This is a genomic window from Neisseria sp. HMSC70E02, from assembly GCF_001838645.1.
Taxonomy (GTDB): domain Bacteria; phylum Pseudomonadota; class Gammaproteobacteria; order Burkholderiales; family Neisseriaceae; genus Neisseria; species Neisseria macacae.
The window spans coordinates 33,744-43,844 of record NZ_KV838127.1 but is presented as its reverse complement, the minus strand read 5'-3'; the positions used below and the strand labels follow the sequence as shown (position 1 = coordinate 43,844).

Genomic DNA, 10,101 nt, shown 5'->3' with positions numbered 1-10,101 from the left:
AAGGCGAGGCAACACCGTACTGGTTTAAAGTTAAGCCACTATACAAACCCACATCCTTGAATACGTCCCAACCCACATATCGGATTTTTCCCAACTTAAGGTCGTCTGAAAGTTTCAGACGACCTCTCCACCTTATCGGACACCTCATCCGACCTTGTCTTTTCCGTCCTCCATTTTATCTCTCATTCATCATTAAAATTCATCAAAAAATTAAACGCTTATAGCCTCAAAAATCCGCCATACTGCCCCGTTGCAAATCGTGCTATGGTTCATTTAATACGTTTGAAAAACATTAACTACCTTGTATTCTGATTACAAAGAAAGGCTTCAAAATGGATGGTTGGACTCAGACTTTGAGCGCGGGCTGGCTGCTGGGTATTGCGGCGATGGCGATTGTGCTGATTTTGCTGTTGATTGTGAAACTGCGTGTTCATGCGCTGTTGACGCTGGTGTCGGTGAGCCTGCTGACGGCGGTGGCGACGGGGCTGCCGATGGATAAGATTGTGAACGACGTTCTGTTGAAAAACTTCGGCGGTACGCTCGGCAGCGTGGCTTTGCTGGTCGGTTTGGGCGCGATGCTCGGGCGGCTGGTGGAAACTTCGGGTGGGGCGCAGTCGCTGGCGGATGCGCTGATTCGGATGTTCGGTGAAAAACGCGCGCCGTTTGCCTTGGGCGTGGCGTCGCTGATTTTCGGTTTCCCGATTTTCTTTGATGCGGGATTGGTGGTGATGCTGCCGATTGTCTTCGCGACGGCGCGGCGCATGAAGCAGGACGTATTGCTTTATGCTCTGGCGTCTATCGGCGCGTTTTCGGTGATGCACGTTTTCCTGCCGCCCCACCCCGGTCCGATTGCGGCTTCGGAATTTTATTCGGCGAACATTGGGCAGGTGCTGATTTTGGGATTGCCCGTCGCCATGTTCACTTGGTATGTCAGCGGTTATCTGCTTGGGAAGGTTTTAGGACGCACCATCCGCGTTCCCGTTCCCGATTTGCTCAGCGGCGGCGCGGTGGACAACGACCGGCCGCAAACGCCTGCCAAGGCTTCGACCGTGGTTGGCATTATGCTGATTCCTATGCTTTTGATTTTTATGAACACAGGGCTGTCCACCTTAATCAGTGAAAAAGTCGTCAGCGCAGACGAACATTGGGTACAGGTGGCGCGCATGATCGGTTCGACCCCTGTCGCGCTGCTGATTTCGGTTTTGGTGGCACTTTATGTTTTGGGCAGCAAACGCGGCGAAAAAGCAAGCGCGCTGGAGAAAACGGTGGACGGCGCACTCGCCCCCGTTTGTTCGGTCATTCTGATTACCGGCGCGGGCGGGATGTTCGGCGGCGTGTTGCGCGCATCGGGCATCGGTCAGGCGTTGGCGGACAGCATGGCGGATTTGGGCATACCCGTATTGCTGGGCTGCTTCTTGGTGGCATTGGCGCTGCGTATCGCGCAAGGTTCGGCAACCGTCGCGCTGACCACCGCCGCCGCATTGATGGCGCCCGCCGTTGCCGCCGCAGGCTTCAACGATTGGCAACTCGCCTGCGTCGTTTTGGCAACCGCGGCAGGCTCGGTCGGCTGCAGCCACTTCAACGACTCGGGCTTCTGGCTGGTCGGCCGCCTTTTGGATATGGACGTACCGACCACGCTCAAAACATGGACGGTCAACCAAACGCTGATTGCCGCCATCGGCTTTTCAGTGTCGGCACTGCTGTTTGCCGTGGTTTGAGGTCGTCTGAAAACGGTTTTGAGACACTCTAAACCGTCTGCCGACCTTATATCTTTCAAATCCAACAAAGGAAGAGAACATGACGACGCATTTTGTGATGATGGGCGTTTGCGGCTGCGGTAAAACCACCGCCGCCCTGTCCCTGCAAAAACACCTCAACCAATGCCCCTACGCCGAAGGCGACGATTTCCACACCCAAGCCAATCGCGACAAAATGGGCGCGGGCATTCCGCTGACCGACGAAGACCGCTATCCGTGGCTGCGAAACCTGCGCGACTGGATGACGGAACAGGCACAAAGCGGCGCGGCGTACACCATCGTTACCTGCTCCGCCTTGAAACGCCAATACCGCGACATCCTGCGCGGCGCACAAGGCAAAACCGCCTTCATCCACCTGACACCGCCGCAAGCCATCAACCTCGAGCGCATGATGGCGCGCCAAGGGCATTACATGAAGGCGGGGATGCTGGATTCGCAACTGGAAATTCTGGAAGAACTCGGCGCAGACGAATACGGCGTCAAAATCGACAACCCCGGTTCGCCCGAAGCCGTAGAAGCCGATATTTTGGCGTGGGTCAAAGCGGAAGGTTTGTTGTGAAGAAAGCGTGTAAACAGGTATAAGGAAGGTCGTCTGAAAACAGATAGGTCACATTTCGACAAAACAAGTTTTCAGACGACCTTTCTCTTTGTCCGCCGCCATCCCGCATACCCAAACCCCTTATAAAAACAATACAATTCGGCTACAATAGCCCTTTGCATTTTTTCAGACGACCTTAGCGAAACGTCGTCTGAAACCGAAATACCGAAACCATAGAGAATCACAACATGACCGATTACAGCAAAACCGTAAACCTGCTCGAAAGCCCGTTTCCGATGCGCGGCAACCTCGCCAAGCGCGAGCCTGCGTGGCTGAAAAGCTGGTACGAGCACAAACGCTATCAAAAACTGCGCGAAATCGCCAAAGGCCGTCCGAAATTCATCCTGCACGACGGCCCGCCGTATGCCAACGGCGACATCCACATCGGTCATGCCGTCAACAAAATCCTCAAAGACATCATTATCCGCAGCAAAACCCAAGCCGGTTTCGACGCGCCTTATGTGCCGGGCTGGGACTGCCACGGTCTTCCCATCGAAGTGATGGTGGAAAAGCTGCACGGCAAAGATATGCCCAAAGCACGTTTCCGCGAATTGTGCCGCGAATATGCCGCCGAACAGGTTGCCCGCCAGAAAAAAGACTTCATCCGTCTGGGCGTGTTGGGCGACTGGGACAACCCCTACCTGACCATGGATTTCAAAACTGAAGCCGATACCGTGTGCATGCTCGGCGAAATCTACAAATCAGGCTATCTCTACCGCGGCGCGAAACCGGTTCAGTTCTGCTTGGACTGCGGTTCTTCGCTGGCGGAAGCGGAAGTGGAATACAAAGACAAAGTATCACCTGCGATTGACGTTGCCTATCCGTTTAAAGACACCGCCGCGCTTGCCGCCGCATTCGGTTTGGCAGGCATCGAGGGCAAAGCGTTTGCCGTCATCTGGACGACCACGCCTTGGACGTTGCCCGCGAGTCAAGCCGTGTCTGCGGGTGCGGACGTGGTGTATCAATTAATCGATACGCCCAAAGGCAAATTGGTGCTGGCGAAAGATTTGGCAGAAGACGCGCTCAAACGCTACGGTTTTGCTTCAGACGACCTCAGCGTCCTCGCCGAAACCACCGGCGACAAGCTGGAAAACCTGCACATGAATCATCCGTTCCTCGAACGCGATATTCTCATGCTCAACGGCGAACACGTTACCACCGACGCCGGTACGGGTTTGGTGCACACCGCCCCCGCACACGGTTTGGAAGACTACGCCGTCTGCAACAAATACGGCATCGAGCTTTACAACCCCGTCAACGCCGAAGGCAAATACATCAGTGAAACGCCGCGCGTCGCAGGCATGAGCGTTTGGGAAGCGAATCCCGTCATCCTGCAATGGCTGGAAGAAACCGGTAACCTCTTGGCCAGCAGCAAAATCGAACACAGCTACGCCCACTGCTGGCGCCACAAAACCCCGCTGATTTACCGCGCGACAGGCCAATGGTTTATCGGCATGGACAAAGCCGGAAGCGACGGCAAAACCCTGCGCGACAAAGCCATCAAAGCCGTGGACGACACCGAATTCTTCCCGTCTTGGGGTCGCGCACGCCTCGAAGCCATGATCGAAGGCCGCCCCGACTGGGTTGTTTCGCGCCAACGCTACTGGGGCACGCCGATGACCTTCTTCGTCCACAAAGAAACGGGCGAACTGCATCCGAACTCCGCCGAGCTTTTGGAAAAAATCGCCCTGAAAATCGAAGAAAAAGGCATCGAGGCATGGTTCTCACTCGATAAAAGCGAATTGTTGAGCGCGGAAGATTGCGAAAACTACGACAAACTTTCCGACACGATGGACGTATGGTTCGACTCCGGCTCGACCCATTATTCCGTCTTGAAACAGCGCGAAGAATTGGACTGGCCCGCCGACCTCTACCTTGAAGGCAGCGACCAACACCGCGGCTGGTTCCAATCCTCCATGCTGACCGGCTGCGCCTCATCTATGGGACGCGCCCCGTACAAACAGCTTCTGACCCACGGTTTCGTGGTTGACCAAAACGGCCGCAAAATGTCGAAATCCATCGGCAACGTCGTCGCGCCGCAAGAAGTCTATAACGAGTTCGGCGCCGACATCCTGCGCCTGTGGGCAGCATCCACCGATTACAGCGGCGAATTGGCAATTTCCAAAGAAATCCTCAAACGCGTAACCGAAAGCTACCGCCGCATCCGCAACACCTTGAGCTTCCTGTTTGCCAACCTCAGCGATTTCGACCCGTTCGAACACACCGTACCGCAGGCGGACATGGTCGAAATCGACCGCTACGCCTTAGTGTTGGCGCGCCAGCTGCAAGAGCGTTTGGCGGGCGACTTCTACCCGCGCTATGCCTTCCACTTCGCCGTAAAAGACATCGTCGCCTTCTGCTCGGAAGACTTGGGCGCGTTCTACCTCGACATCCTGAAAGACCGCCTCTACACCACAAAAGCCGACAGCCACGCCCGCCGCAGCGCGCAAACCGCCCTGTACCACATTACGCGCAGTCTGGTTCTTTTGATTGCACCGATTTTGTGCTTCACCGGCGAAGAAGCATGGGACATCATCGGCGGCGGCGAAGAAGACAGCGTCCTCTTCCACACTTGGCACGAGTTCCCACCCATCAACGAAAAAGCCGAAGCCGAACTGGTGAAAAAATGGACGGCAGTCCGCGAAGCCCGCGAAGCCGTAACCGCCGCCATCGAACCTTTGCGCGCCGACAAAACCGTCGGCTCGTCATTGCAGGCAGAAGCCGAAATCACCGCACCGGAAGCCACCGCCGACTACCTGAACGCCTTGGGCGAAGAATTGCGCTTTGCCCTCTTGGTGTCCAAAGTCGAAGTCAAAACCGGCAGCGAACTCGCCGTTACCGCCAAAGCCAGCGACGGCGAAAAATGCGAACGCTGCTGGCACTACACCCACGATATCGGCACAGTCGCAGGCCACGAAACCATCTGCAAACGCTGCGCCGAAAATGTGGACGGCAAAGGCGAAGAACGGCATTACGCTTAAGGTCGTCTGAAAAAAGGTCGTCTGAAAACCGAATCAGGTTTTCAGACGACCTTTTGCTATCGACCTCCCAAACAGGGAAATCCGTTCAATATTTCTTATAGTGGAATTAACATAAATCAGGACAAGGCGACAAAGCCGCAGACAGTACAGGTAGTACGGTAAGGAGAGGTAACGCCGTACTGGTTTAAAGTTAATCCACTATAACGTTCACTCAATCCGCGATCTCCGTAAACTTCTCCCAATTTGCCAACACATATGCCACAGCCGCCGCCATATCGTCATCCGCGATTTCGTAATATTCGCCGTCCAATTCCTCAAAATCGGGAAACTCGGCACGAATCGCGTCCAAAGATGCCCCGCTGTCCGCCATTTCCTCGATTTTTGCGCCGTCCCGCTCGTATAAAGCCTTCGCCTTATCCAAAATCTTAGGTGTCGGTTTAATCCGCCAGCGGCGCAGGCTGTCGGCGACGGGGTTATGGAACACATATTCGCCGTAACCCGCCGCAATCAGTTGCACAAAACCGCCCTCCTGCACTTGGCTGTCCAAATAACAGTAAGCCGTCAGCGTGTGCTGCTCTTCGTTCAAACACCGCATTTCCTCATCGCCTGCCGCATCCGTATAATCCAAATACGCCGCGCTCAATGTGTAGAGAAATTCTGCGGCGTCTTGAGGGTCCAAATCATCCTGCCGGAAAAGTGTCGTCATGTTAAAGCCCGTTTGAAATAAAGTGGATTTAAAGCTGATTTATAAAAACTGCATTATAACCAAAGCATTATTAAATCAAAACTTCTTTTCAGACGACCTTTTACGCTGCACAAGAAGGCGATATATCGTACAATAAGGTCGGACTTACCAAGGAAAAATCATGAACGCAAACACCGAAACCGTCATTATCTACCCCAAAGACCTGCCGCTGCACTGCTCCGGCCCCAACCACGAAACTTGGAACGGTCATCCGCGCGTCTTCCTCCCGATTCAGTCCGACAGCGACATCGAATGCCCCTACTGCGGAACGCGTTACCATCTCGAAGGCCACATTCCCCACCACCATTATTGAGACGCTATGAAGAGATACGCCCTCCTGCTGTTGCTCGGACTGTGTACCGCCTGCGGTTCGTATAAAGCCGTCCGCCCCGATGCCCCTCTCGCCGTCGTCGCTGAAGCGCAAAACAACGCCATCCGCTACCAAGCCGCCGACGGCAGCCGCATCTCCGCCATCTACGTCAACAGCAACAGCCCGATGACGGTCGAACTGCGTCAGGGAAGTACGGTCGAAAAACTGACGCAAACCCATTCGATGACCAAAACCACGGAATACCGTAACGCAAGCACAATATGGCAGCTTCAGGACGGCTTCGCCACGCTTACCCGCGGCGGCAAAACCGTCGTATTCACCGAAATCATCGAATAACCCTGTCTGAAGTTCTTATCAAAAGGTCGTCTGAAAACCTTAAACGATGGTTTTTCAGACGACCCCTGCGTTAAACCGACAATCCAGAACTTTCATTCCTGCATCTGGATTTGACAGGACGAATCACCTACGCTGCTTGAATCTATTGCGATATGGTGTATCCGGATAAAACAAAGGTCGTCTGAAACCTTGTTTTCGAGGTTTCAGACGACCTTTTATCATGGGCAGGTTATTCCTACTTCAACATCATGCAGTCCATTTGACCCAGCCCATATGCGAAGTCAGCAGAATCAATCCGCCGAAGACGATGCGGTAGTAGGCAAACGGAACGTAGTTTTTACTGGACACGAATTTTAACAGCGATTTAATCGCTAAGAAACCTGCCAAGAAGGCGGCGATAAAACCGACGGCAATCAGCCCGATATCCTGCAACGTGAAGAGTTCGTAATGTTTGAATACATCATAGCCGGTGGCGGCAATCATCATCGGCACGGCGAGGAAGAAAGAAAATTCGGTCGCGGCTTTGCGCTCGATGCCCCACAGCATACCGCCCATAATCGTACTGCCCGAACGCGAAGTCCCCGGCACCAGTGCGCAAACTTGGGCGCAGCCGACCACAAGCGCGTCAATTGGACGCATTTCATCCACGCTTTTGACTTTAGGTTTGACTTTGCTTTGGCGTCTTTCGACCCACAGAATAAAGAGTCCGCCCAACACCAGCATGATAGCCACGGTTTTTGGATTAAATAGATATAATTTAATTTGTTTTCTAAACAGAAATCCCATCAAAGCGGCAGGCACGAATGCGATGGCAAGGTTCAGCACAAAGCGGTTGGCGGCACGGTCTTTGCCCAATCCGGACAAAACGGAGGTGAAACGTTGACGGTATTCAAAAATCACGGCAAGCACCGCGCCCAGTTGGATGGCGATTTCAAAGACTTTGCCGTTGCTGTGGAAATTGAGCAAGTCGCCCAATACAATCAAGTGGCCGGTACTTGAAATCGGCAGAAATTCCGTCAAGCCTTCCACAATGCCCATAAGCAGAGCTTTTAATAAGGTCAAAATGTCCATATTGCTTTCTTTTTGGTTTTCAGACGACGTTTGCCCGTCTGGATTTCAGGATGAAGCGGTATCAGAATCGGAAAACTGCTGCGGTATGACGGTATTTACCCCATCCCTCAGCAGTATCGTTTTTATGGATTTTACGCCGCCCAAAACAAACAGACAGTTCGGAAACCGCCTTATCTTTTGCGGTCATTCCGAAACTGCCTGGCTAAATTCCGTCAGCGCGCGGCTTTGCCGGAACGCTCTTGGCGAACTTTATTAATCAGTTCGCCTATGATTTTCTGCCCATTCGCCCAATCGCTGCTGAATATGACCCGATATTTGCCTCCGACGATGACGTCCGGCGTGCCGTCGATATGGTAAGTCTCGGTCAGGCTTTGCATTTTTTTAGCGGCTGCGAGGCTGGCGGGTGCGTCGTATGCGGCAATCAGTTTTTTGCTGTCAAAGCTTTTTTGTGCCGCCGCCCAGCTTTTGAAAGTGGCGGTATCCGCCAAATTGATTTTCTGTTCGTGTACGGCTTTGAAAATAGCGGGGTTTGCCTGATACTTCAAACCCGAAGCGTTAACCGCCGCGGCAACCCGCGCCAAGCCCAACATTTCAGGCATCCAGACGACGTGTTCGGTACGCAGGTAAACGTCTTTCGGGAAAGTTTTGCTGTATGACAGCAAGACGGGATCAAAGTTTTGGCAATGTATGCAGAAATAGCCGAAAAATTCCAAAACTTCGATTTTGGATGCGTCTCGTTGTGGAATCGGTTTGTTCAAAACCGTGTAATCCACGCCTTCGACCGCAGCCTGCGCGCTTGCGGAAAAGGCAAGCGCGAGGCTGAGGAGGACGGCTGCCGGTTTGCTTGTCCGTTTCATTGCCGCCTCCTTATTGTGCCGAACGCATCAGGCTGTTGATATTGTGTTTTTGCAAGTCTTTCTGAACGTTTTTCGCGGCTTCAGACGACATGCTGTTGCTTTGTACGCGGTAAACGGTTTTGTCGCCGTTGGTGCGCTCGACTACTTTGGACGAAATGCCCAGCATGGCGAGTTTGGCACGTTGCGCGTCGGCGCTGTTGCGGTCGGCGTACGAACCCATTTGCAGGATGACTTTCTTACCGCCTTCCGCAGTTTTGGCTTCGGCTTTGGCCTTGTCAGCTTTAGCGGTTTGTTTGTCCGCTTCGGCTTTCTTCACTTCTTTCGCCGCGCCTTTATTTGCTTCCTGACGGGCTTTTTCGATGCTGCCACTGTTCAGGATTTGCTCAGGGGTCGGTTTGTTGGTTTTGGCCGTTTCGGTTTTCTTGGCTTCGGCGGCTTTCTTCTCTGCCGCTTTTTTCTCGGCAAGTTTGCGTTCGGCGCGCGCTTTTTGTTTGTCCGTCAACTCGGCTGCCTTTTTGGCTTTATCGGCGGCTTCTTTGTCGGCTTTTTCTTTTTCTGCGCGTTTTTTCGCAAGCTCTGCCTTTTTCTCGGCGAGTTTTTGTCTCAACTCGCGTTCGGCAGATTCTTTGTCTTCTTTTTCAGCTTCACGCAGGGCTTTTTCTGCTTCGCGGGCTTCGTCTTCTGCTTCATGGACGGCACGCTCTTTTTCCGCTTTTTCTTTGTCCGCACGCTCTTTTTCGGCTTTGGCTTTATCTGCCTTTTCTTTCGCTTCTTTGTCTGCGCGTTCTTTTTCTTTGGCTGCCGCATCGTCGTCGGCTTCGCTGCGTTTCTGTTCGGGCTTGGCTTCTTCTGCCGGACGCTCTTTCTCTACGGGAACGACGACAGGCTGCTCTTCAGTTGCGGGCTTGGACTCAGGTTTGGATTTTTCCTGCGGCTTGAGGATTTCAGGCTCGGTTTGCTGTTTTTGAGGCTCGGTCGCGCCCTTGAAGGCGTTCGGGGTGTCTTGATTCAGAAAATACAGAATGCCCCCGATCACGCCGGTGGCGAGGATGAGGCCGAAGAAAAAGCCGAAAAGGCCTTTGCCGTATTGAGTGTTCTTATTCATGAGATACCTATATTGATGATGCCGTTCAGACGACCTTTTGGCGGCAGAGGAATCTGCTGCTGCCATCGGCAGGGACGGGTCATTTTATCAATATCCTTTATATTGGGCAAAAATGCGCCGTTTGTTTACATGGTTTTTACGAAAACCGCCGTGATGTTAGGACGCGCTGACAATTGACCGACGACGGACTTCTTTTGCCCGAACAGAATACTCCGCATTGGACACACCAGCAAGATACCCGACCCGTCTAAACTTTTATAGTGGATTAAATTTAAATCAGGACAAAGCGACGAAGCCGCAGACAGTACAGATAGTACGGA

General features: G+C 53.1%; 10 protein-coding genes and 1 pseudogene. 6 read left to right on the top strand and 5 right to left on the bottom strand.

Going from position 1 to position 10,101, the window contains the following annotated elements; translation table 11 throughout:
- Positions 1–332 precede the first annotated feature (332 nt).
- From HMPREF3277_RS12160 to HMPREF3277_RS15445, 4 genes and pseudogenes are all read left to right on the top strand, one after another.
- Complete coding sequence (locus HMPREF3277_RS12160) at positions 333–1,718, top strand: GntP family permease (RefSeq protein ID WP_070871270.1); 1,386 nt, start codon at positions 333–335, stop codon at positions 1,716–1,718.
- Positions 1,719–1,797: 79 nt separating this feature from the next.
- Complete coding sequence (locus HMPREF3277_RS12155) at positions 1,798–2,316, top strand: gluconokinase, GntK/IdnK-type (RefSeq protein WP_070860563.1); 519 nt, start codon at positions 1,798–1,800, stop codon at positions 2,314–2,316.
- A gap of 227 nt (positions 2,317–2,543) precedes the next feature.
- Positions 2,544–5,336 carry an isoleucine--tRNA ligase gene (gene ileS, locus HMPREF3277_RS12150; RefSeq protein WP_070871269.1) on the top strand — a complete coding sequence of 931 codons (2,793 nt, stop codon included), beginning with the start codon at positions 2,544–2,546 and terminating at the stop codon, positions 5,334–5,336.
- 96 nt (positions 5,337–5,432) lie between these two features.
- Positions 5,433–5,495 (top strand): annotated as a pseudogene (locus tag HMPREF3277_RS15445) (transposase); the annotation flags it as partial.
- Between the two features lie 52 nt (positions 5,496–5,547).
- Here HMPREF3277_RS15445 and HMPREF3277_RS12145 read toward each other — a convergent pair.
- Complete coding sequence (locus HMPREF3277_RS12145) at positions 5,548–6,042, bottom strand: DMP19 family protein (protein ID WP_070871268.1); 495 nt, start codon at positions 6,040–6,042, stop codon at positions 5,548–5,550.
- Between the two features lie 160 nt (positions 6,043–6,202).
- Here HMPREF3277_RS12145 and HMPREF3277_RS12140 point away from each other — a divergent pair, with 160 nt between their 5' ends.
- Together HMPREF3277_RS12140 and HMPREF3277_RS12135 are read left to right on the top strand one after the other, a co-directional pair.
- Positions 6,203–6,394, top strand: coding sequence for a zinc-finger domain-containing protein (locus HMPREF3277_RS12140; protein WP_003763364.1), 192 nt, complete (start codon positions 6,203–6,205; stop codon positions 6,392–6,394).
- A gap of 6 nt (positions 6,395–6,400) precedes the next feature.
- On the top strand, positions 6,401–6,748 hold the full coding sequence (locus HMPREF3277_RS12135) for a hypothetical protein (RefSeq protein ID WP_003763387.1): 348 nt from the start codon (positions 6,401–6,403) through the stop codon (positions 6,746–6,748).
- Positions 6,749–6,994: 246 nt separating this feature from the next.
- On the opposite strand, the gene HMPREF3277_RS12130 is transcribed toward HMPREF3277_RS12135, so the two are convergent.
- The 4 genes from HMPREF3277_RS12130 to HMPREF3277_RS15440 form a co-directional block, all read right to left on the bottom strand.
- A complete protein-coding gene (locus HMPREF3277_RS12130) occupies positions 6,995–7,819 on the bottom strand; it encodes an undecaprenyl-diphosphate phosphatase (RefSeq protein WP_003763369.1) in 825 nt (274 codons plus the stop codon).
- A 212-nt stretch (positions 7,820–8,031) separates the two neighbouring features.
- Positions 8,032–8,676, bottom strand: a complete 645-nt coding sequence (locus HMPREF3277_RS12125) for a thiol:disulfide interchange protein DsbA/DsbL (protein WP_070871267.1) — start codon at positions 8,674–8,676, stop codon at positions 8,032–8,034.
- A gap of 10 nt (positions 8,677–8,686) precedes the next feature.
- Positions 8,687–9,781 carry an SPOR domain-containing protein gene (locus tag HMPREF3277_RS12120; protein ID WP_070871266.1) on the bottom strand — a complete coding sequence of 365 codons (1,095 nt, stop codon included), beginning with the start codon at positions 9,779–9,781 and terminating at the stop codon, positions 8,687–8,689.
- Between the two features lie 125 nt (positions 9,782–9,906).
- A partial coding sequence (locus tag HMPREF3277_RS15440; protein ID WP_210401177.1) for a hypothetical protein occupies positions 9,907–10,101 on the bottom strand: 195 nt, incomplete at its 5' end.

Coding starts and splice junctions, on each gene's coding strand:
- HMPREF3277_RS12160 (WP_070871270.1), top strand. CDS start 333: ATGGATGGTTGGACTCAGACTTTGAGCGCGGGCTGGCTGCTGGGTATT.
- HMPREF3277_RS12155 (WP_070860563.1), top strand. CDS start 1,798: ATGACGACGCATTTTGTGATGATGGGCGTTTGCGGCTGCGGTAAAACC.
- ileS (WP_070871269.1), top strand. CDS start 2,544: ATGACCGATTACAGCAAAACCGTAAACCTGCTCGAAAGCCCGTTTCCG.
- HMPREF3277_RS12145 (WP_070871268.1), bottom strand. CDS start 6,042: ATGACGACACTTTTCCGGCAGGATGATTTGGACCCTCAAGACGCCGCA.
- HMPREF3277_RS12140 (WP_003763364.1), top strand. CDS start 6,203: ATGAACGCAAACACCGAAACCGTCATTATCTACCCCAAAGACCTGCCG.
- HMPREF3277_RS12135 (WP_003763387.1), top strand. CDS start 6,401: ATGAAGAGATACGCCCTCCTGCTGTTGCTCGGACTGTGTACCGCCTGC.
- HMPREF3277_RS12130 (WP_003763369.1), bottom strand. CDS start 7,819: ATGGACATTTTGACCTTATTAAAAGCTCTGCTTATGGGCATTGTGGAA.
- HMPREF3277_RS12125 (WP_070871267.1), bottom strand. CDS start 8,676: ATGAAACGGACAAGCAAACCGGCAGCCGTCCTCCTCAGCCTCGCGCTT.
- HMPREF3277_RS12120 (WP_070871266.1), bottom strand. CDS start 9,781: ATGAATAAGAACACTCAATACGGCAAAGGCCTTTTCGGCTTTTTCTTC.